This window comes from Dyadobacter luticola (assembly GCF_005860805.1).
GTDB lineage: Bacteria > Bacteroidota > Bacteroidia > Cytophagales > Spirosomataceae > Dyadobacter > Dyadobacter luticola.
This window is the reverse complement of record NZ_VCEJ01000004.1, coordinates 1,000,951-1,023,001: the sequence shown is the minus strand read 5'-3', so window position 1 is coordinate 1,023,001 and position 22,051 is coordinate 1,000,951. Positions and strand designations below refer to the sequence as shown.

The following is a 22,051-nucleotide window of genomic DNA, read 5'->3' as shown; positions in this document are numbered from 1 at the left end:
AACAGCGTATTATGATTTATGTTACGGATGTGGCGTCGGTGGATGTCCAGCATGAACAATTTAACAGGTCATTTCTGCAATTGCTGCCTATCGCTTATCCGCAAGAACAAATTCAATTCTACGGTGAAGCGACACACATCCAGAATCTGGATTCAGATACGAGGAATATTGCATTCAACCAAATTCCGGTTTACAACAAACGAGGAGGGCTAAAAGAATTTATCCGCGCTTACCACCAATTCAAGGCTTTATCCAAGGTTATTCAATTGGCAAGGAAAAATCGAGCAAAGCTAGTCGTTGTATTGCTGATACATCCATTAGCACATTTTTTATTCAAACTATTTGGAAGTAAGAAAGTAGCCGTGTCGATAGTCATGCATGGCGAACTTGAATCTGTTAAATTCAACAAGCACTTCCTAAATAAAATCTGGGGGTTTTTTCAAAAGATAGCACTAACAAAGGTGAGTCCGAATGTTTCGTACATTATTCTAGGACAGAGCATTTACAAGAACCTAATCAATGTTCTTCCTGAATTTTCCAAACAATCGGCCGTTGTGCTCGATCATCCGTATCCTTTTACTTCCCAAACAAAATCTGAAAAAGATTTTAATTTCCTTACTTTCGCTACCTTGGGTGTAGCTACAAAAGCTAAAAATACACACTACTTTTTCAATCTGGCAGAGGAGTCCAACAAAAAAGGCTTGCCATACAAATTTAACATTTGTGGCAGGGTTTATAAAAATATGCTGCCATATCTCAATGCGTTTGTAAACTATAAAAAGGATTTCGGCTCATTTACCCGTAAGGAATTAGATTCGCTGATACGAGAGTCGCATTTCACTGTATTTTATTACGAAAATTCTGACTATTCCCTCTGTGCAAGTGGGTCATTTTGGGACACGGTCAATGCAGAAATTCCGCTTCTTTTTGTTCGAAACGATTATTTCAATTTTTACACAAGTATTGCAGGTCAGGTAGGTTATTCTTTTGAAACCCCGGAAGAGCTTAATGCATTCATTCTAAATGCGGACAAAGATGAGCTCATTAAAGGTGACGATTATCCGATGTTTGTCGCTAACATTAGAAAACTTAAATATGAGTATATGGGGGCTGAAAATTTAGCATATCAACTAAAATCCTTGATAAAAGGCTGAAAAAGAATCATTGTTTATATACCAGATCTCTATTAACTATTATCGTATTCTCCCCTTTTTGGCCAAAGCTATAAGTATCAAATGTTTGATTGATCGCTTCAAAAAACGGCTTTGAACATCCGGCCTGCATCCAGTCATGCAATTCTATAATAATCACTTTGACACGCGGAAGCCAGGTTGCAAAATTCTCGGTAAAAAGCTGTTTTTCCGCAGTCTCAATATCTAGTTTTAGCAGATCGATATATTCGATATTAAATTCTTCAAGTAAATTATCTATTGTCAGGGTATTGAACTCCTCCTTGTTCCCGCCGGTATCCGGAACTTCTTCTATTACCATTCCCCACTTCCCCAGATTATATTTATCAACCATTCTCGTTTGAGAATTTCTAGACCATAATCCAGCCTTTTTTAAATGTATGTCAGAGTATCCTGCAACATTCTTCTGCAACATTTCAAAATTCTCCTCATCAGGTTCAATGGCGATGATCGTTGCCGCTGGGTATTTATTTTTAAAATACACGCTGAACAAACCAATGTTCGCGCCACCATCAATAATTACTTTCGGTTCAAAACTGAGGTTGATTTGATATTCATGTTGGATAAATATCTGCCCAAAAACGCCTCCATCAGACGTTCCTGGCCTTAGATAAATAGGATTTTTAATTCCGGCTAAATTAATTACGCGGTTTGACCTCAACTTTCGGCGTATCAGGTAAAGTATACCATTCATTACACCAAGATTAATCAGATAGGGCAGCAGTTTTTGAAGAGCTTTAAGCATGTTGTATAGTTAGTTTGAATTAGAAATACATTTATAAGTCAGCCATTAACCGTGTTATCGTTTTACCTGCGACATTCCAGTTTAGCCTGCTTTCGTACTCATTGAATGAAGATAGCGCCAAATCAGCATACAGGTTCCAGTCACTAAAAATGGATTCAATGTATTCAGCATAAGACTCGGGCGCTGCATTCAGAGAAAAGGCCCGACCGTTAATGCCATCCCTGATGATGGTCGGAATGCCGCCCACTTCTGTGGTAATGCATGGCAAACCAAAAGAATTCGCTTCTGAAAATACAACCGGCGTACAGTCCGCGCGGGTTGGGAGGATTAGAAAGTGGCTTTTTTCAATGAGTTCATTCATCAAATCCTTTCCTTCCTTGCTGGCTTTGCTTACGAAGCCATGAGTACGGACAAATGGATGGATTTTATCAAAAGGCAATTCCTTGATTCCAACGATATGTAAAATCGTTTTTACACCCTGCTCATTTAGTGATCGCGTAATCTGCAAAGCCAAATCACCACCCTTCCGCTCCCAGTCCACTGCCAGGAACAATAGATGACATTCTTGCCTGCTCTTCTGCGAAATAAGTAACTTGATATCATCGATGCTCTTTTCCGAATCGAGGTTAGATCCGAAAGGCACTACTTTCACTTTTTCGGGATTTGTCCCATAATGCTTTATAGCGGTGTTAGCTGCCCAGTCTGAGGAATAAATGGCCAACTGACAGGAGTCCAAAGCGCTTTGCTCCAAAAAATTTCCATGTTTGATGCTGACTGACGAGAGGTTGGAAAGGTACTTGTAAAAACCAATCATCCCAGCCAACGTAGCATCCGTGTAGAATACTTTGGGTTTGTTTGTTTCGAGCAGCGATACGGGAATGGTACCAGGGGAGAAGATAACATCCGTATTGGCCTTTATTCGCGGCGAAATTTGTCGGGCGTATTGCTGCGCAGTGTGAATCTCCCGGCCAAAATCAAAATCTTTTCCTAAAACCTTAAAGTAGAGCTTCCTAAGGTACATTTCTATATTGGGAGAAGATGTCAGGTTCCCGATATAGTCGATATGGTTATTTTGGCCTTCGAGCGCCTTTGCGATCATATATCCTAACCCTGACCAGTTATGGATATCATTTGCATTGTAAGTGGTTACGTAAGAAATATTCATCCTGGAACTTAGCAAGTGTGTTTTTACAAATCTACCACCTTTTTTTACGCAACCTAATCAAAATCTATCCACTAGGCGAACTGGCAAGATTTTAAGGTTTTCTTTGCATATACTATATGAACACTAGATTCTAACACCGTAGACGGTCAGTTACTATGAAAAACATTATTTTCTGCTTTCTAATCACCGCACTTGCCGCCGTGAGGTCGGATTTACAGGCACAGTCACGCGAAAAAATGCTCCGCGACAGCACGATCAAGTATGGAGTTGCTATTGAACCATATCTGAAAAGTGTAAGCGGCGGTGAGATCGTGAAGGATTTTAACTATTCTCCTTACATCAACAAATTCTTGAAAGAGAACAAATACGTGAAGTTCCCGCCCTACGCCATTTCGATCGGGATCGATGATTCATTTAAGAATTATAAGAGTCACATTATCGTAAGCTCTGGAAACAGGCTTTATTTTCCGGCAGGCAGTTCCCTCGTATGTCCTGAAAGCCTCAAGACAAATGGGTATATGGTGTTCATTCGGTGGGATGTCAAAGACGTATTCATTGATGGCATTCATCTGATCGGTAGTAAGGCGAATGAAGGGTACATTACTTCCATGTACGGAGCCGGGATCGCCATGTATGCACCCGAAAATGTAATTGTCTCAAATGCCAGGGTTGATAAAAATTCAGGAGACGGTGTGACTGTCCGGGTACAATGGTCCAAGCAAAGCCGCGACATTACTATTAACAAGTTAACGGTGACGGATGCAACGCGGGTAGGAATGCTGGTGACGGGAATTATTAATGGGAAGTTTAGCGATATTACCATTGAAGGGACTGGTGAAGAAGACAAAACAAAAGTTGTGAAGCCGCAAACTGCTCTATCTTTTGAGCCAAATGATTGCACCAGCAGGTATGTAAACTGTAAGTTTTACAATCTGGAAACTAAAAACAATCTGGGTCCTGTGCTTGCTACTACAAACTTTTACAATATTTTCACAAAAAATACCTGCGGGCCTAATAAGATTGACATTCTGATCAAAAACTGGACGGACTTCACTGACAGTCCAATCGCTTATGGAGCTTCATTTGCAGTTGGAAGCGGCGATATGTCTAAATATGACACAAAGGATATTACGGGCACGTTTACAATCATTAACCCGACGATCATCAAAAACACTGCAAAACCCAATTATTACTTTTTTCAGGGTACAGAAGAATCTAGAAACGGCGGTGTGAAGTACACGCTGACTAATCTGAAATTGATACATCAGGGTAAACCATTTACTATGAAAACCCGGGTGAAAGATGATAAAATCAAAAGAATGATTGACCAGGCAAACAAGAGTAACAAGGTTTTAATTAATTAGCGGCCGACACACATTGAATTCAAGAAAAAAATTAACCTATGTTTTACACGACATTGCAGTAGGTGGCGTGGAAGTTGCCCTGATTTCGGCCATCCCGGCTCTTTCCCAGAAATATGATCTGCGGGTAATAGTACTAGGCAAGGTTGATCCTAAAATGGTTGCTCATTTGTCTCCGCAGGAAAGAAATGTCTTCGTTCCCCTTTCCTATCCGCTTTATTTCTATCCTCTGGCTCTGCCAAAAATTATCAGACAAATTTTATTAAACGATCCTGACCTACTCGTTTGCTCCCTGTGGCGCGGCGTAATGTTCGGAATACTCGCTAAACTTCTTCGAAAAAAGATCCGGTTCTATGCTTTCATCCATAATACCGGATATCCACATTATGCCGCCAGGTTCTTCAATAAAAAAGCTGCGTCCATAGCCGACGTAGTTTTAGCGGATAGTATCGCCACCAAGATTTTTGTCGAGAAAGAATTTCGACCAAAGGCTGAGGTGAAGGTGGTATCGTTCTTAACCCGCCCTACCCCGTCCTGGCCCAGCCCTGTGCCGCCGAATGTTCAGGACGAAATTCGTTTTATGTACCTGGGAAGAATAAATAAGGTTAAAAATCTTCCTGCGGCAATTGAACTGGTCAGCTGGCTCCGAAAGCAACATATAAACGCCATATTGGACATTTACGGAAAGAATGATGACGGCTACGAAGATGAACTAAAAACGTTTGTTAAAGAGATTTCCGCCAACAGTTTTGTGCATTTCAAGGGCGAGGTGGACGGAAATCAGAAATGGCCCTTGTTTTCAGCGTATCATTTTTACGTTCAGTTAAGCTTTGCGGAAGGGATGGCGATGAGTGTTACGGAAGCGATGCAAAACGGGCTGGTTTGCGTGGTATCGCCGGTTGGAGAGATTGCGAATTATACTCAAGACATGAAATCGGCTGTACTGGTAAATATTCTGGACAAAGATTATTCTCAAGCAGATTTTGACAAAGTTCTAAACGTTATTAAAGAACCGTCACTTTACCTCGACATATCAAAGACTGCGAATCGACACTTTTTAGGTAAAAAAGTGTACGCACATTCACTCATAGAACAACTCGAAACACCTTGATCTTCTGATCCGGATTGCATCCGCTCCCCGATCAAATTTCATACTTTCTCTCCTTCTCTCGCTTCTCTAGCGAATGTCAAGCTTCCGACAAGTGCAGAGATCTGCTATTTCAAATTCTTGTAGTAATATTTAACTCAGCGAAAATTTCCGAAAAAATTTTTTTTGATTCTTAAATCCCGATTTTCCAGCGAACTATCCACAAAATAATCCGTATAAACAAGTAATTCTTATGAATTGACTTGTAGAATTAATTACTAATACTACATAGTTGTAGAAAATGTTTTTTACATTTGTCGTCATTCATAACAACTATAATAGAAAAACTGTGGTTACATCTTTAAAGCATTTGCTGGTTTCTGCCCTCTTTTTGATTCTGGTTGCAAACGTAGGCTTCTCAAAACCGCTAATTGATCCCATCAAGTTTAGTGTAAGCACGACGGCCACACAGGTTGGTTTAAACGAAGAATTCGAGATTATTATTCGTGCGAGCTACATGTACATTCCCGCTAACACGGTCTTTGTTTTTGAAGGCGCCAATGCCTTTCGCCTCAAACTGATTCTCCCTCAGGGGTTTGAACAAACAGGTGGAACATTTACCGACTTTGTCGGAGATGAACTTTCTTCTACAAAACCTTACGCTTCCTACACATTAAAAGGAAAGTTTACCCAAAACTCAGGTGATGGGGTATTTCAACTGCTCAGAAGTCATAGAAAAGCAGATAATCAAAGTACCTATATAGAAGTTTCCAGGCTATCATTTAAGCCGGATGACAATATTGCAGCGGCTGAGGAAGATTCAAACGCGAGGGTGTCTGCCACCACTGCAACAGTTGGATATATTCCTTACCTGACTATTGCGCAAGTTCGTGCAGGGGTAGCTGACACGGCAAAAGCCGTTTTCATCACCGATACAGGCAGAAGTGGCTTGTTTCGATTAAACCCGACAGCAACCGGTGCCGACGATGGGGCGATGACTATCCTGGCACCACCCGCACGTCGATACGAGCGGGTTTACGAAGGTGCGGTGAACGTGAACTGGTTTGGCGTTGTCGCGGACGGAACCACGGATCAGTCTGCGAAAATCCAGGTGATCCTCGATAATGCGCGATATAGAAATGTCTTCTTTCCAAAAGGCGTAGCCTCCTACCGCATCAAAACAATCAGGATATGGAGCAATTCTACCTTAACATTTGAGTCAGGAACAGTGGTTGAAGGAATGGGCACTTTGTCGGCAGCCCAGAAAATGCTGTTTATGTATGATGTTAATAACATTACAATTAAAGGCACAGGGGTTGTTTTTAAAGACCAAAAAGCAAAATATACTTCTGGGCAAGCGCGACACATCATTTCGATGGAGGGCGTGATGAATGCAGTCATAGAAGGTATGGAGGCGAATGATAGCGGCGGCGATGGTTTTTACATTGGTTCGGGAAGTGTCCGCAAGGTGAGCGAAAATATCAAACTGATAAATGTATCTGCCAATAATAACAGACGACAGGGAATCTCGGTGGTAAGTGGAAGAAATATTGAAATTCTGAATCCGATCGCGACTAATTCAAATGGTGAAGGACCGCAAGCGGGTATCGACCTGGAAATGAGCAATGCTGATCAACGGCTGGAAGGCATCCGCATTCAAAACCCGAAAACCGGGGGAAACAGAGGCCCAGGAGTCATGGTATGCCCAGGCGCTCTTGCCAATACCGGCAATTCTGTCGACGTCGTAGTGTCCGGTCATGTAGATGATGGAAGTCAGTACGGTTTTCTGGCAATCTCTGTAAAAGGTGCACTTACTGGTTCTTTGGTGGTTGAAAATGCAACCTGGAAAAACAATAAGCTTTGCGGCTTTGTATCCCGGAACTGGGGTTATCGTGCATTTCCGGTCATGGTCGTAAACCCAACTGTTATCAACTGTAATACGTCTGCCAGCACATCGCCCACTGCCGGAGCAGCATTTTATATTCACAGAGAAGCTGCCGATAACGGTGATACTAATATTGGAAATATCAACATCATCAATCCGTCAGTCCTGGATAACCGAACCACAAAACTAACGCGAAGGGCGTTCAGCTTTAAAGACTGGAACACCAACAACCCGATCCTGAACTGCAGCATCGTGGACCCGGTTAAGACCGTCGATACTTATATGGCTGCAAACATGATTGCGAATGCTGAGGTCAACATTTCTGACAAAAATCAGACGATGGTGCATGAGATAGGAGGATGGAGTACGATAGCGGATTATACGTATTTCAAGCAATTATATATTAATCAGACATCAACAGCCCCGAAAAATGTGGTTTTAGGAAAAGTGAATGCAAATTGGCCGGAAATAACCATTGAAGTAAGAGCGCCACAGGGAATTTATATTGTTCCGAACGTGACAGACAACATTCTGCCGCTCTCTGCGACCAATGGAAAGTGGATCATGAGCAAGGTTGTAGGCAGCCGGATGACGCTCAGAAAGACATCCGCAAATACCTGGACAATTAAATCAATGACCGGCACCTGGACAGTGCAGCCTTAGTAACCAAGCAAATTGTGTAAAGACTGGCCGATTCATACTCAGCCAGTCTTTTCTTTTATGTAACTAGCCGGAAAAAAAATTTCAGCTTTAAAAATCACTTAAACTTGACATAATCCAGTACTTTTGAAGCTTTGTTATTATACACACTTTTTTATTCCATGCTTCTTTTACCAGTCAAGACCAGATTACAATTTTTACGCTTCCTCCGGTCAAACCTGCCATTTTCGGTTATTTCATTTTCTGGCAACCAATCTCTTGCGTCACATGAGCAATAAGAACATTCTGCTCCTGGCTCACGACGGGGAAGATTTTTATAAAGCCCGGATGCCGCTTGCAAGGTATCTTCGAAAGGAAGGCTTTCAGGTTTTTGTCCTCCTTCCAAGCGACAATTATATTGATCTGATCAAGCAAGAGGGCATTCATGTCGAACATTCAAACCTTGCAAGGGCGGTCAAAAATCCGCTTTCTTTGATCAAAGCGCTTTTCGAAGTGCGAGGTTTTGCAAGTAAGCACCAGATCGGAATTGTTCATTCTTTCAAGTTTGTCCCAAACCTGATCAATGCGTTCTCCAATATTTTTACCAAAAGAAAAGTAATCCTGCACATTGCCGGACTTGGGATTGCATTTGCCAATACCGATTTCAAGTACCGTATTTTAAAGTTGCTTTCGCAGATATTGTTCTTTTTGCAGTTTCTCCGCGCCAATCTGGTGATCATCCAAAATCCGGACGATTACGGGGACTTTCTCTTCAAATCAAGTTTTAGAGAAAAGATCAAGCTGGTGAAAGGTAGCGGGGTGGATATCACGAAGTTTTCACCGAGGGAAGCGCCCATCAATTATGCTACTTTATCCAGAAAACTGATTTTCCTCTGCACAACCCGGCTGATCTGGGAAAAAGGGATCCGGGAAATGGTCGAAGCTTTCTCAACATTACCTGAATTTCTAAAGCAAAACATTCAGTTACAAATCATTGGTGAGCCCGATTATCATAACCCACGGACAGTCACGCCGGATTACATTGAGCAATTCAAAAACAGCGAATTGATCCGCTTTCTGGGACGCCAGAACAACATTCCGACGTTTCTGCGCGAATCTGATGTCTTCATTTTACCGAGTTATTATCGCGAAGGCATTCCCAGAAGCATTTTGGAAGCCCTGGCATGCGGCTTGCCAGTGATTACTACCAATGTGCCAGGCTGTAATCTGACTGTCAAAAACGGCGAGAACGGGCTGATGATTGAACCCAGGTCAGTGTCAGCCATTAAAACGGCAGTGGAGACCCTTATTTCGCAAAAAGTGAACTGGAATGCGATTGGAGATGCGAGCCGGAAGCTGGCCCTCAGCGAATTTTCAGAAGAAACAGTTTTTAGTCAAATCGTTAAGTTGTACAACTTATGAGTGTTTTAGTAACCGGAGCAGCTGGGTTTATAGGCTTTCATTTGGTCAAAAAATTAATCAGTCAAGGACATGCTGTGGTAGGAATCGATAATATCAACGATTACTACTCCGTATCCCTCAAACACGATCGTCTTCGCGAATGTGGAATTGATATAAATGCACCGGTTTCTGAAAATTATTACCGGAATGCCGACGGCACGTATGAGTTCTACAAAATGGATCTGATCGAAATGGACAAGCTGGTGGACCTTTTCGAAACGAGGAAATTCGAATTTGTGATCAACCTAGCCGCGCAGGCGGGCATCCGGTACAGTCTTGAAAATCCGAGAAGTTATCTTTCTTCCAATGTAGAAGGTTTTTTCAACATCCTGGAATGCTGCCGGCTACATACTCCAGACAAGCTCATTTTTGCCAGTAGTTCAAGTGTTTATGGCTTGAATACGGAACAGCCTTTTGCGATCAGCCAAAAATCCGAGACACCAATCAACATTTACGCAGCTTCAAAAAAGGCCAATGAATTGATGGCGCATGCGTACAGCCATCTTTACCAATTCACTACGGTGGGGCTTCGTTTCTTCACGGTTTACGGTCCATGGGGTCGTCCGGATATGGCGCCATACCTTTTCGCAAAAGCAATTCAGGATGATCGAGCCATAAACGTATATAATCATGGTAAGATGAAAAGGGATTTTACGTATATTGACGACATCGTAGCGGGAATTTATGCAGTGATCCAATCAGCGATGCCGGAAAAGTACCAGGTTTATAACATTGGAAATGGTCGGCCGGTTGACTTGATGCACTTTATTCAGTGCCTCGAAAGTTCGTTCGGGAAAAATGCCCAGATTAATCTGAAAGACATGATCCCGGGAGATATCGTATCGACCTGGGCGGATACTGAAGAGCTCGAAAGAGTTACGGGCTACCGGGCAGGGACGAATATCGAGGCTGGTGTTGAGAATTTTGTGAATTGGTATAAGCAATATCACGGCTAGATAGCACTACTACCACTCCTCACTTTGGGGAATAATGTCACTTTTTGCGTTCCAAACGCAATATCATGATAAGCCTCGGATTAAAATTCCTTTAAATTATTTCTATCAAGTTTCATGAACGGATACATGAAACGTCGCCGATGCCGATGAGAATGCTCTAAGCAACGGGCCTATCTGCGCTTAAAGCCTAACTAAACGCCACTTCCTGGCATGATTTATGAGAATTGCTCGTGGGATATTGTGAGCAAATAAAATTTTGTCAGGAGGCGTACAACTAGTTTCTCGGATAGCAATTACAGTATTTCACCAAATGTTCAGAAGTAGCAGTAAATAGTGATTTCTATGAAAATTTATATTCATATTAAAAGAACCATAATTTCATTTTGTAAAAGTTATTGCCTAAACTTGTGCTTCGAAGATTTGCATTTGTCATTTACTACACTATCCCTTATTAAAAATACACACATATGAGCAACACTTACGTATCGGAGCGGAGGTATGTGCACCGCCTTCTTGGTAAAGCCGCCGTTTCAGAAGAAGTTTTGATTGTCACAAGCTACGATTACTTTCTTCAAAAATATGATCTCGCACTACTACTAAAAAAGTATAAGGAGATCATCTTAATCCCGCACAGTTCCGACGATGACTATCTTCTGAATCACACCGTCAGACCGCTACTGGATAAATTCGAAAAGATCCACCTGGTTACCAATCCGCAGTACGATAAGAGAAACCGGGTTATTTATGAACTGGTTGTCAGAAAGAACAAATCTATCAGGATCAATACTGTTTACGATTTCTGCGAGAAGATCCTTAAAAAAGTGTACATCCCGGACGACGTTTCCGAAATCAATCCTAATCTTTTTACGATACCAGTATTTGGTCGAAGAGTAAGGTATCCGAAAAAAATCATCGATGTAACCGTTTCGATCATTCTGTTCCTCTTTACGCTTCCGCTCTGGATTTTAAGCTATTTCAGAATAAAGTTGGAATCTCCCGGACCTGTCTTTTTTTATCAGGAACGTGTCGGTATTAATAACACCGCTTTCCATTGCATCAAGTTTCGATCCATGGGACTTGACGCTGAACAACACGGAGCATCCTTTTCCAAGAAAAACGATACAAGGGCATTTGCTTATGGTTCTTTCATGAGGCAAAGCCGGATTGATGAGCTTCCGCAAATCATCAATATTTTCCGAAGAGACCTTTCTCTCATCGGGCCTAGACCTGAGAGACAGGTTTTTACAGAGACATTCGATGAGACCATTCCATATTACAATATGCGCCACAACATTAAGCCTGGGATCACAGGTTATGCGCAGGTGATGTACACATATGGAGCCGGCGTATATGATGCCCGTCACAAACTGATGTATGATTTGTATTACATCAAAAATTGGACGCTGGCGCTTGAATTGAAAATTATTCTGCTTACCGCAGTTGTAATCTTTAAGAAAAGAGGCCGCTAATCTGATTTTTTGAAAGAATTTACAGTTATCTTAGTTGAAACTCTCGGGTCAGAACGCTGGTCGGAGAGTTTTTTATTTGCATATTCCGTACAAAATCAAAAGGCACACTTTTCGATAACTTTGGCAAAATAACAAATCAACACGGGGGAGAAAATTTTATACAGTTACATGCCGCGCCCATTCATTCAGATGCGAGTCTGGTTATTTATTTGCATTACCTGTCTCGCGTTTACCGCTTACGCTCAAGACTCTACACTTTACTTTAATGCCTCAGTTGTAGCCGCAGGTGCTACCGACCAGACACCTTTCTGGGAGCATGCCAACCAAAACGGGAATGTTCCGCTAGATGGAAACTTCGCTCTTGCTAATATTGGGCTGTATAAAGTTTACAATCCGAATAATCCGCGGCTTTTTCAGTGGAGTGCTGGTATCCAGGGAATTGGCAGTTATGGAAAAACAGGAAATGCCTTTCTTTCAGACGCATACGTTGCGGCTAAAATCGGCATTTTTGAAGTACTGGCCGGACAGAAAAATATGGTGATGGGACTGGTTGACACAACATTAACATCCGGCTCACTCGCGATGGCAGGAAATGCAAGACCTTATCCCAAGGTGCAGATTTCAATCCCGAAATACTTCCCGCTGTATTTTACCAACAATTTTGTTTCGTTCAAATTCTTATACTCCGATGGCTACCTCGGTCCGAGCAGCATCAATTACGGCAGCGCGATCCGGATTCCTAATACGTATTTCCACCAAAAGTCACTTTACATCCGTTTAGGCAACAGTTCTCAAAAATTCAAAATATACGCTGGCGTCAATCACCAGGCGATGTGGGGAGGGGAAAGCAAGCTCAATCCGATTTACGAAATGAAAATGACGAAAGCGTATTACTACACCATCATTGGCAAGACGCTGGATTACAGAAAAGTGGGCAACCATTTCGGGACAATTGACATTGGCGGCGAGTGGAAAGGCACAAATTGGACTTATATGCTTTACCGTCAGAGCATTTACGAAACCGGGTCGCTTTTCAAGGTGATCAATTATGAGGACGGTTTAAACGGGGTCAGTATGAAGCGGAACAACAAACCTCCCAAAGGCTCTACCTATTTCACTTTCCAATCTTTTCTTGTGGAAGTGCTTGGCACTCATAATCAAATCAACAAAAACCCACTATCGGATCTGGTTATTTTTGAGCGCGGTAACTACTACAACAGCTACATTTATCGGCGGGGATGGTCGTATTTCGGCAGCGGTATCGGCACACCGCTGATCCCGGCAACCGGTACTACCAAGGATGATTTACCCAGAAGCTCCTCCGAATTTACCAATAACAACAGGCTTTGGGCTTTTCATGGCGCATTTACTGCAAGCTGGCTAAATCTCCGACTGGGCTTTAAAGGTACTTATTCACGAAACTCTGGCACATTTTTTAGTGCTTATGATGAAGTCAAGCAGCAGGCGTCCGTCATGCTCAGTGCTGAGAAGGATCTGAAAGTCTTCAAAGGATGCAGCGTTTTCTCCGGCCTTTCTGCCGATGTAGGCGCATTATATCCTAATTCCTATGGACTTCTCGTTGGCATCCGCAAAAGCGGCTTTCTTGACAAATGAGTAAGTGACCTTTGGCGCACAATATGAATACAGATAAGTTATACCTATTTTTGCCCGTAACCACGATACATTATACACATTACGAACGAGCTGCCGGTTGCTAATATGAGATCATTCAACTCCATTCTTTTTCTTTTTTTAATCCCCCTCATCGGTTTTTCACAAACTGAAACCAAGCAACCCGAAACCTACAAAGACTCTACTACAAACTATTTCGAAGTAAGCGGAATGGGCAGTAATAATGGCCATACGCCCTTCTGGATTCAGGCAAATCAGTTTGGTACAGTACCCGTCACAGGCCCTGGGGGCACGGCGCGGGTAGGATTGGAACATTACTGGCCGCTTTCTACCAACAGGAATATCTGGCGGGCTGGATTAAGTGTGGAAGCCGTCGGGAATTATACGGCAAATCCGAAAATACTGCTGCCGCAGCTCAATGCATCATTAAGATTTAAGAACTGGGAATTCTTTGTTGGCCGTAAAAAACAGTGGGTAGGATTAGCTGATTCAACACTAGGGTCAGGCTCCTATGCCTGGTCGGGCAATGCGCTGCCTATTCCAAAAATCCAGATTGGAACTATGAAGTTTGTAAATGTTCCTTTCACAAAAGGCTGGTTGGCCTTTCAGGCATTTTACTCCGATGGATTGTTTGAAAAGAGCAGGCCGATCACCAGCGGCTTGAAATTCCACCAGAAATCGTTTTACATGCGGATTGGTAAGGCAACTTCGAAAGTAAAATTATACGGAGGGTTTAATCATCAGGTACAGTGGGGTGGTAAATCTCCTTATCTAGCCTCCAAAGATGGCAAACTCCCCGACGGCATCTCTAACTACTTTCACGCAGTTTTTGGAACCATTGGCGGGTCTGGGGATAATCAAACGAACTTTGATAGTACAAGTCGAATTGGAAATCACCTCGGCTCAATAGACGCCGCCCTTGAAATAGAGACCTACGGCGCCAGCATATTGCTTTACCGCCAGTTTGTTTATGAAGACGGCTCCTTGTTTTATCTGACCAACCTTTCCGACGGATTGACGGGATTGCGCATTAAAAAGAAATACTCTTACGGCGCTGATTTTGAAATTACCGAAGGTGTCTTTGAAGTACTTTTCACAAAAAATCAGGGTGGCGACGTATTTGTACTTGGAAATGGTAAGTACCGGGGTCATGACAATTATTTCAATAACCAGCAGGTACGGGACGGCTGGTCGTATTTTGACCGCACAATCGGGACACCATTTATTACGCCGACCTCACAAACAAGCTGGAAATGGCCTTTATATGCGGATAACTTTACTAATAATAACCGGGTGCTGCTCTACCATTTGGGTTTGAGAGGTACATTGATGCGTAAAATTCAATGGTATACCAAGCTTTCCTATTCCAGTAATTCAGGTACCTATCTTGAACGTTTTCACGGTTCGCCCAAACAATTCTCCGGGCTGATATCCCTGCAAACAAAACTGGATGTACTTGGCGGATTAACATTAAAAGGCGCCTACGCCACCGATTTGGGCGATCTATACCGCAAAACGCATGGATTTACCTTAGGCCTAAGGAAAGATCTTTCTTTTTATTAAGAGGCTAAACTCAAAAACAGCTCCGGATCTTCGCCGCAGTTTCTGCCAGTTCTTCCTGCGAAAATTTCAGCTTTTTGCCAAAATCCGCATCCGCCATCGAATTGAGCGGCAGTAAATGTATGTGAACATGAGGCACTTCCAGGCCAATCACACTCACACCGATCCGCAGGCAGGGAATCGCTTTTTGCAAGGCAGGCGCAATGCTTTTGGCAAATAGAAAAAGTCCGGTATACAGCTCATCGTCCAGATCAAAAACGTAATCGATCTCCTTTTTCGGGATCACCAGCGTATGCCCCGGGGCGATCGGAAACACATCCAGAAATGCCAGAAAATTATCGTTTTCAGCGATTTTGTGACAAGGTATCTCTAAGTTTACGATCTTGGAAAATATAGAAGCCATTGAAATTTTAAGTTATTGCCCAAAAGCTTGTTAGAAAACGCAGCTTCAAATGGCCGCTCAACTTTCGGATTGCATAAGTAATTAGATGCTTAAAAGTACTTAATATTGTGATCCAAACCATTTAACAAACAAGACATGAATCGCAAAAATTGGCAAGCTTTCGGTAAAGCATCTGTTATCGCTATCGCTGCCCTGGTATTCAGCGGCACCGACGCCGATGCGCAAAAAGGCAAATGGGTAACGCTTTTTGACGGCAAAAGCCTGAATGGCTGGCACAGCTGGCAGTCCGACAAAGTCTTACCACAATGGAAAATAGAAAACAATGCCATTGTACTCGCTGAAAAAGGAGGCAAAGACCTGGTTACCGACAAGGAATACGGTGATTTTGAGCTCGAACTTGAATGGAGCATTTCGGAAGGCGGAAACAGCGGGATCATTTACCACGTGATCGAGGACAAAAAATATTGCTGCCCCTACTCTACCGGTCCCGAAATCCAGGTTCTGGATGACGAAAAACATCCGGATGCAAAAGCTGGAAAAGATGGGAACCACAAAGCAGGTTCTTTATATGATATGCTGCCTCCAAATGATTTCAAAGCGGTAAAACCGGCTGGACAGTGGAATAAAGCAAAAATCGTGATCAAAGGTGGCCACGGCGAAAGCTGGCTGAATGGCAAGAAAGTAGTCGATTTCCCAACGCAGGGCGCTGAGTGGGATAAATTGGTCGCTAATAGCAAATTCAAAACCTGGGAAGGTTTCGGCGCTTCTTCAAAAGGCAAAATTGCTTTGCAGGATCACGGCAACAAGGTTTCTTTCCGCAACATTCGCATCAAAGAATTATAAAATCTGATCGTCCAGCACATTGGACCAGTATTCGCGACTGTAAACCCGCCTGAACGGCCAGTTTTTCAGTCGCAACAAAAGGGGTAGATAAGCGTGAGGTTCTTTCGACGATTTACTGTGGTGATACAGGTCGTCGTCGGTCAGGATCAAGCCCTTATATACCCCTTCTTCTTTTACCGTAATGTCACCGAAGGGCAATTCTTTCTCAAAAGCAGGCTGCATTTTCAGCAGCCGCTCTTTCAGCAGCCAGTCGCTTCTGAATTGTTTAACAGACAGCGGCACGGGCTGAAATCTGCCTTCTGAGACATCCAGTGCATATTCCAGATACGCTTTCAGCAGCTTCGGACCTGCATTGGCGAGTTGTTCGGTTTGCAGTTGGGAAGGCCAGAGACTTGTCACAAAATAAATACGCTCCCGTGCCCGTGTCACGGCCACATTCAGCCGGTTTTCGCCGCCCTGCATATTCAGTGTACCAAATTGCATCGCAATCCTCCCCTTTTCATCCGGCGCATACGCCATGGAAAAAATGATAATGTCGCGCTCATCGCCCTGCACATTCTCGATGTTCTTCACAAAAAGGTCTTTGGCCGAAATCCCCTCTTTTTCAAGATTATCTTGAATTGCCTGCTGCTGAAAAAAATTGAATGTGACTACGCCGATGGATTTGTCTTCAGTACTTAATTCCCGCAAAAGCTCCGTCACTTTTTGCACCTCGACGAGGTTGACATTATTTTTCCAGACTCCATCCGTTTTGATAAACTGGATGCCCGGCTGCTCATCATTAATACGGTTAAAATCGGGCAGCAGTTTTAACGTGTTTTTGTAAAAATTTCTGTTAGAAAAGTCGATCAGATCAAGTGAAAGGCTGCGATAATGTCCTGTGAGCTGATATTGATCCAAAGATTGCGCCGCCAGATCAAGTAGTGACTCGATTTCAATCGCGGCTGAATACTCCTCTTCCTCAGTACGGTCCTCGTAGCGGACTTTGTATAAATCGCTGGGCGAAAGCTGCTTGCTATCGCCGGTCACCACTGCTTGCTTTCCGCGAAATGCTGCGGGCAAACCATATTCTGCATAACATTGTGAAGCTTCGTCGAAAATCACGAGATCAAACAATGCAGCCTGCATGGGAAAAATGGCAGAAACCGCTTCCGGTGACGCCATCCAGCAGGGAATCAGTGAAAAAACTTCATCGGAATAACTTTCCAACAGCTTTCGGATCGGCCAGATTTTTCTTTTCTTGGTCACCTGATGTCCCAGCTCGCGGTAAGTCACCCGGTTTCCTAGCCGGTTTTTTTCCACATCTTCGTAAGTGCCTTCTCTCAGCTTAATGTTGGTAATGTCGCTGCTGAGCTTCTGTTTTTGTGTAATGCTTTCCTGCAACTGTTCCTCCCACTGCTTCATTTTCAGCGAGGTAACCGCCCTGAGTTGCGGATTTTCTGTTTCAATGTGCTCGATCCAGGCCAGCTTAATGCTGTTTTCAAAAAGGCCGATGATATCAGCTACCTGAATCAAATCTCGTTTTCTGGCCTCATCTATCACCAGCCGCGTCACGGCATGTTCGGGCAGCGACATTTCGGCCCAAAGCCGGTCCATATCTACCAGGGAATCGAAATCTTTCCGCAGCGATCCCAATAACTGGGTGCCATACATTTCAGGATCCAAAACCAATTTCTTGATCTGCTCAGGCAGCAAAAATGGCTGCATAGCGCTTTCCAGACGGTTCCAGACTTCCAGCCATTTTCTAAGTGCAGCAATGGTTTTTAAAAAATCACTCAAATCAGATTTTTCGGATTGTATTTTTTGAATGATCCCAAACCAGGGTTCAATGTTTGCCCGGACTACCGCGTCGGCTGCGGTTTCAGCCTGCCTGAAAAATTCTAAATGTTGTTGTCCCGAATCTAAACTATTATCATTCAGATATTTACTATCAAAACCCAGCGAAGGATTTTTCAGCCAATTTTCCAGTTCCAGCCGGTTTTTCAATCTGATTTCCAGCTTCGCAAGATCATCCGCTGACAACGTCAGCCCATTCTCCCCAGCCACCTTTTCAACCTCCCGTTTTTCTTTCCCAAACATATCCCACCAAAGCCCCGTCACTGCCGACTTTTTCGCATCGATGGCCTTTTTCAAGGATTGAGAAAATGAAGATAACTGACCGCTGGCGAGTGAAAATTCCACTCCGCCCTCTTCAATAAAGCCTTCCAACGCATCGGTAGTTTGTCTGATGAAGGCCAGTCTTTCGTGCATGTTAGCGGAAGAGCCGATGTAATTTTTGAACAACGCCCAGCTTACTGGTTCGGACAGCAGCCCGGAAATGTCCGTGAGCCGCTCAATAATCTCCTTTCGTTTTTCTATAAAAATGGGAGAAAAAGGCTCCCCGGTCAGCGATTCGAATGTTTGTTTTTGCTGAGAAAATACCTTGGGCCACTCGGAGAGCATGTTTTCCATCGCACGCAGCTCACTAATTCCGAATCCGGCAAAACTCTTTCGCTTCGCCCAGGGATGCGCCGCAGTGATGAGCAGGGAATAATCAATGTATGTCCGGAATCTTCTCCGGAAATGGTCCCAGGTATCGGGACGAAAATGCTTGTAATGTTCTTTGAGACTGACATTCGGCTTTTCAGGGTCGCTCGTCAGATAAAGTTCTTTAATGCTGACGCCGCATTCATTTTCATCGAACAATGCTGTCCTGAATGCATTCAGTTCTGTCACCGTACGATCGATTGCGCGGCTTTCCTGGGTAAATTGTCTTTCCAGAAAAACCGCGTCGAGGCTGTAATTCTGCTGGCGATACGCCTCAACCTTATCGATCTGCGAAGCAATTTGCCGAAAAAGTCCCGAGCGATCATTCTTAAAATCGTGAATAAGCCCGACAAAATCATTCATCCCGATCGTTTGCAGCCGCTGATACACCACATCCAGCGCAGCCCTTTTCTGACAAACCAGTAAAACCCGCTTTCCCCTCGCGGCAAAATCCGACATCAGGTTACAGATCAGCTGCGACTTCCCGCTTCCCGGAGGCCCCTGCACCACCGCCGACCGCCCCGATTTCACCGCCAGAATAATCTCTTCCTGCGACTCGTCGATTGAAAAAGGCGTAAGCACCTCTTCTTCTTTGGTGTTGCGGTTTTTAAAAGTAATGCTGGTATCCTCTTCAACCAACTCGCCGCCTTCCGGCTCAAAATCTTCGTCCCCAATTAATGGTATCTGAAAAGGCTGCGTTTCAAACTGGTCGATCAGCGCATTATAATCCGGCACGAGGTAAGACCCTGCTTGCGGGAAAATGCCAAGCACGGCTTCCGGAAACAATTTCAGCTCACCATTATGCTCATTAGCAACCAGTTCGGAGCTCTTTACAGTTTGAAAAGCATTTAACTTATCTTCAAAAAGCTCCTGATTAAAGTTGATCCTGAAAGGCGTCGTCTTCAACCACTCGTAAAGCTGCGTCCTGAATTCAAGGAAATCCGTCGAAAAATCTTCAAACGACTTTTCGAGCACCTCATCCAAAATCTGGGCCTCATTGAAATGTGCGTAAGCCAAAGCAAAGCTCTGGTTGAGCGTAATGTTCATTTCATCGCGCTCAAAAAGGCACCACTGCTCTTTATCGATCTTTAATGTGACGGGGAAAAACAGCAGAGGCGCGTGTATCGGCGTGCCGTCGGAGAGTTTGCCTTTTACAAAAGGGTAACCCACATACAAATCTTGCGAACCCCGCTCCTCTTCAATGAATTTTTCGGTCCGGGCAATTTTTCGCAGCCGCTTGCTGGCTTCGTTCACTTTTTCATAGCGCGGATCAGTAATGTCGCAAAGCGCAATGCGCGATTTTCGCTGGATCAGCTGCCTAGTAATTTCAAAGGATGATTTGCCTAAAAGAAAATCCGTTTCATGAAGATCAATAAATTGTTCTGCTGCCAAGTTGGTGAGCAGCAAGGATTTATTGCGTGTACTAAGGTTTGTAAGTCGTTTTAAGTAGGCTTTCAGAATGCGGTTCATAGATACTCAAACGCTTCATCTGACTAACTATTGGAAACAACCGGCCCGTCAACTTCCTTTTTCTCAGGAAAAATAACCGACGCCAGGATACTCACCGCGAGAATGCCGAGAATTACATACAATGAGTAAATCGTCTGAAAACCAATCGATTCGAGATAATGATGTGCAAGCATTTTTGCACCAATAAACACGAGCAGCACGCCCAAACCATATTTCAGGAAGCGGAAAAGTCCCATAATGTTGCTCAAAAAGAAGAACATCGAGCGCAATCCCATGATCGCGAAAATGTTGGAGAAAAAGACGACGTAAGGATCTTTGGTAACCGAAAAAACGGCTGGCACGGAGTCCACTGCGAAAATCAGGTCAGTGAATTCAATGATCAGTACCACCACAAAAAGCGGGGTAAGCAGCCATTTTCCTTTTTTTAATACAAAGAAATGTTCGCGCACATATCTTGGGAAAACCGGCAAATATTTAGATGCGAACTTGACGACGGGATGTTTCGCAGGGTCAATCTTTTCTTCGTCACCCCCTTCGAAAAATATCTTCCCACCCTGATAAACCAGCAGGAGCCCGAAAATGTAAATGATCCATTCAAAGCGCTGCATCAAAGCAGAGCCCACAAAAATGAATACAAATCGCATGACGATCGCGCCGAGAACACCCCATAAAAGTACCTTCTTGTAATACTTTGGCTTGACGCCGAAGGAAGAGAAAATGAGGATAATCACAAAAATATTATCGACCGAAAGCGCGTATTCCAGCAAGTAGCCTGTGATAAATTCCAGGCCCATGTTTTTGCGATAAAGATGGAGGCCGCCTTCAAAATCACCCGGTACGAGCTTTAAATGGGGAGCATATTTATTTTTAATGTTTTCCAGGTCGGCAAAATTATCCACCCCATGTACAATGTCGCCGTGGGTACGGATGACCGCGTAAAAAGCCAGCGCCAGCGCAACCCAGGCCAGTGTCCAGAGTGCTGCTTCCTTGAACTTGACGACGTGGTCTTTTTTCTTGGAAAAAATGCCCAGGTCTAGAAGAAGCATGATGGTGATCACCAATATAAACCCGCCAAAAAACAGCACTTCGTTGGAAAACATGAAAAATTCTTTTTGATTGTTAAGCGAACGTTGAAAAAGCCGCGGAATTACCCGATTAAGCCTATTAAACTAGTCATCCTTTTTCAGCTGGCAAAGGTAAGCAAAATATAAAGTGGAGAAATTAAATTGGACGGAAGGCAAATGTTGAGAAAAATGCAGGCGTAGCAGTGTTGATTTACAATTTGTTAATGAAAACCGGCCGGATTTTTATCAAATATTTCCTATAAAAACTTGCGTCAAATAGTGTGTCTGTATACATTTGCACCACGATAACCGAATCGGTTACGCGAAAGTAGCTCAGCTGGTAGAGCGCGACCTTGCCAAGGTCGAGGTCGCGGGTTCGAACCCCGTCTTTCGCTCAGAGTACAAAGCACCGGAAACGGTGCTTTTTTTCTCTATAAGCCAATCGTCACAAATAGGCTGATGCCGGGGTGGTGGAACTGGTAGACACGCAGGACTTAAAATCCTGTGAGCCGAAACGCTCGTACGGGTTCGATTCCCGTCCCCGGTACAAAAGATTTTCAAAAGAGGCTGTCCGAAAGATGGCCTCTTTTTTTGT

The 22,051-nt window shown here is 43.6% G+C and carries 15 protein-coding genes and 2 tRNA genes; 12 read left to right on the top strand and 5 right to left on the bottom strand.

The features are described from left to right. Positions 1-11 precede the first annotated feature (11 nt). A complete protein-coding gene (locus tag FEN17_RS15000) occupies positions 12-1,154 on the top strand; it encodes a hypothetical protein (RefSeq protein ID WP_138366156.1) in 1,143 nt (380 codons plus the stop codon). A gap of 7 nt (positions 1,155-1,161) precedes the next feature. Here the strand turns inward: FEN17_RS15000 and FEN17_RS14995 are convergent, their stop codons facing one another. Together FEN17_RS14995 and FEN17_RS14990 are read right to left on the bottom strand one after the other, a co-directional pair. Then, positions 1,162-1,935 carry an FkbM family methyltransferase gene (locus FEN17_RS14995; protein ID WP_138366155.1) on the bottom strand — a complete coding sequence of 258 codons (774 nt, stop codon included), beginning with the start codon at positions 1,933-1,935 and terminating at the stop codon, positions 1,162-1,164. A 31-nt stretch (positions 1,936-1,966) separates the two neighbouring features. After that, on the bottom strand, positions 1,967-3,100 hold the full coding sequence (locus tag FEN17_RS14990) for a glycosyltransferase family 4 protein (protein ID WP_138366154.1): 1,134 nt from the start codon (positions 3,098-3,100) through the stop codon (positions 1,967-1,969). Between the two features lie 155 nt (positions 3,101-3,255). Here FEN17_RS14990 and FEN17_RS14985 point away from each other — a divergent pair, with 155 nt between their 5' ends. The 8 genes from FEN17_RS14985 (at position 3,256) to FEN17_RS14950 (ending at position 15,153) form a co-directional block, all read left to right on the top strand. Further along, positions 3,256-4,464, top strand: coding sequence for a hypothetical protein (locus tag FEN17_RS14985; protein WP_138366153.1), 1,209 nt, complete (start codon positions 3,256-3,258; stop codon positions 4,462-4,464). A gap of 13 nt (positions 4,465-4,477) precedes the next feature. After that, the gene (locus FEN17_RS14980; RefSeq protein ID WP_138366152.1) at positions 4,478-5,572 is read left to right on the top strand and encodes a glycosyltransferase family 4 protein; all 1,095 of its coding nucleotides are present in this window, start codon (positions 4,478-4,480) and stop codon (positions 5,570-5,572) included. 325 nt (positions 5,573-5,897) lie between these two features. After that, a complete protein-coding gene (locus FEN17_RS14975) occupies positions 5,898-8,096 on the top strand; it encodes a right-handed parallel beta-helix repeat-containing protein (protein ID WP_138366151.1) in 2,199 nt (732 codons plus the stop codon). 264 nt (positions 8,097-8,360) lie between these two features. Continuing rightward, positions 8,361-9,494, top strand: a complete 1,134-nt coding sequence (locus FEN17_RS14970; protein WP_138366150.1) for a glycosyltransferase family 4 protein — start codon at positions 8,361-8,363, stop codon at positions 9,492-9,494. Next, a complete protein-coding gene (locus FEN17_RS14965) occupies positions 9,491-10,489 on the top strand; it encodes an NAD-dependent epimerase/dehydratase family protein (protein WP_138366149.1) in 999 nt (332 codons plus the stop codon). Before FEN17_RS14970 ends, FEN17_RS14965 begins: the two co-directional genes overlap by 4 nt. Positions 10,490-10,956: 467 nt before the next feature. After that, positions 10,957-11,958 carry a sugar transferase gene (locus FEN17_RS14960; RefSeq protein ID WP_138366148.1) on the top strand — a complete coding sequence of 334 codons (1,002 nt, stop codon included), beginning with the start codon at positions 10,957-10,959 and terminating at the stop codon, positions 11,956-11,958. 189 nt (positions 11,959-12,147) lie between these two features. Further along, a complete protein-coding gene (locus tag FEN17_RS14955; protein ID WP_229208824.1) occupies positions 12,148-13,572 on the top strand; it encodes a capsule assembly Wzi family protein in 1,425 nt (474 codons plus the stop codon). Positions 13,573-13,677: 105 nt separating this feature from the next. Further along, a complete protein-coding gene (locus FEN17_RS14950) occupies positions 13,678-15,153 on the top strand; it encodes a capsule assembly Wzi family protein (RefSeq protein ID WP_138366146.1) in 1,476 nt (491 codons plus the stop codon). Between the two features lie 10 nt (positions 15,154-15,163). On the opposite strand, the gene FEN17_RS14945 is transcribed toward FEN17_RS14950, so the two are convergent. Beyond that, positions 15,164-15,553: an HIT family protein gene (locus tag FEN17_RS14945; protein ID WP_138366145.1), complete on the bottom strand. Its 390-nt coding sequence runs from the start codon at positions 15,551-15,553 to the stop codon at positions 15,164-15,166. A gap of 135 nt (positions 15,554-15,688) precedes the next feature. Here FEN17_RS14945 and FEN17_RS14940 point away from each other — a divergent pair, with 135 nt between their 5' ends. After that, positions 15,689-16,396, top strand: coding sequence for a 3-keto-disaccharide hydrolase (locus tag FEN17_RS14940; RefSeq protein ID WP_138366144.1), 708 nt, complete (start codon positions 15,689-15,691; stop codon positions 16,394-16,396). On the opposite strand, the gene FEN17_RS14935 is transcribed toward FEN17_RS14940, so the two are convergent. Both FEN17_RS14935 and FEN17_RS14930 read right to left on the bottom strand, forming a co-directional pair. After that, positions 16,391-20,392 carry an AAA domain-containing protein gene (locus FEN17_RS14935; protein ID WP_138366143.1) on the bottom strand — a complete coding sequence of 1,334 codons (4,002 nt, stop codon included), beginning with the start codon at positions 20,390-20,392 and terminating at the stop codon, positions 16,391-16,393. The genes FEN17_RS14940 and FEN17_RS14935 overlap by 6 nt on opposite strands. A gap of 23 nt (positions 20,393-20,415) precedes the next feature. Then, on the bottom strand, positions 20,416-21,492 hold the full coding sequence (locus tag FEN17_RS14930) for a TerC/Alx family metal homeostasis membrane protein (protein ID WP_138366142.1): 1,077 nt from the start codon (positions 21,490-21,492) through the stop codon (positions 20,416-20,418). A gap of 286 nt (positions 21,493-21,778) precedes the next feature. Between FEN17_RS14930 and FEN17_RS14925 the strand changes: the two genes are divergently transcribed. Beyond that, positions 21,779-21,851, top strand: a tRNA-Gly gene (locus FEN17_RS14925). Positions 21,852-21,917: 66 nt separating this feature from the next. Beyond that, positions 21,918-22,003 (top strand) — tRNA-Leu (locus FEN17_RS14920). Positions 22,004-22,051 lie beyond the last annotated feature (48 nt).

Excerpts from the sequence above, each read along its gene's own strand:
- FEN17_RS15000 (WP_138366156.1), top strand. The coding sequence starts at position 12 with ATGATTTATGTTACGGATGTGGCGTCGGTGGATGTCCAGCATGAACAA.
- FEN17_RS14995 (WP_138366155.1), bottom strand. The coding sequence starts at position 1,935 with ATGCTTAAAGCTCTTCAAAAACTGCTGCCCTATCTGATTAATCTTGGT.
- FEN17_RS14990 (WP_138366154.1), bottom strand. The coding sequence starts at position 3,100 with ATGAATATTTCTTACGTAACCACTTACAATGCAAATGATATCCATAAC.
- FEN17_RS14985 (WP_138366153.1), top strand. The coding sequence starts at position 3,256 with ATGAAAAACATTATTTTCTGCTTTCTAATCACCGCACTTGCCGCCGTG.
- FEN17_RS14970 (WP_138366150.1), top strand. The coding sequence starts at position 8,361 with ATGAGCAATAAGAACATTCTGCTCCTGGCTCACGACGGGGAAGATTTT.
- FEN17_RS14965 (WP_138366149.1), top strand. The coding sequence starts at position 9,491 with ATGAGTGTTTTAGTAACCGGAGCAGCTGGGTTTATAGGCTTTCATTTG.
- FEN17_RS14960 (WP_138366148.1), top strand. The coding sequence starts at position 10,957 with ATGAGCAACACTTACGTATCGGAGCGGAGGTATGTGCACCGCCTTCTT.
- FEN17_RS14955 (WP_229208824.1), top strand. The coding sequence starts at position 12,148 with ATGCGAGTCTGGTTATTTATTTGCATTACCTGTCTCGCGTTTACCGCT.
- FEN17_RS14950 (WP_138366146.1), top strand. The coding sequence starts at position 13,678 with ATGAGATCATTCAACTCCATTCTTTTTCTTTTTTTAATCCCCCTCATC.
- FEN17_RS14945 (WP_138366145.1), bottom strand. The coding sequence starts at position 15,553 with ATGGCTTCTATATTTTCCAAGATCGTAAACTTAGAGATACCTTGTCAC.
- FEN17_RS14940 (WP_138366144.1), top strand. The coding sequence starts at position 15,689 with ATGAATCGCAAAAATTGGCAAGCTTTCGGTAAAGCATCTGTTATCGCT.
- FEN17_RS14935 (WP_138366143.1), bottom strand. The coding sequence starts at position 20,392 with ATGAACCGCATTCTGAAAGCCTACTTAAAACGACTTACAAACCTTAGT.
- FEN17_RS14930 (WP_138366142.1), bottom strand. The coding sequence starts at position 21,492 with ATGTTTTCCAACGAAGTGCTGTTTTTTGGCGGGTTTATATTGGTGATC.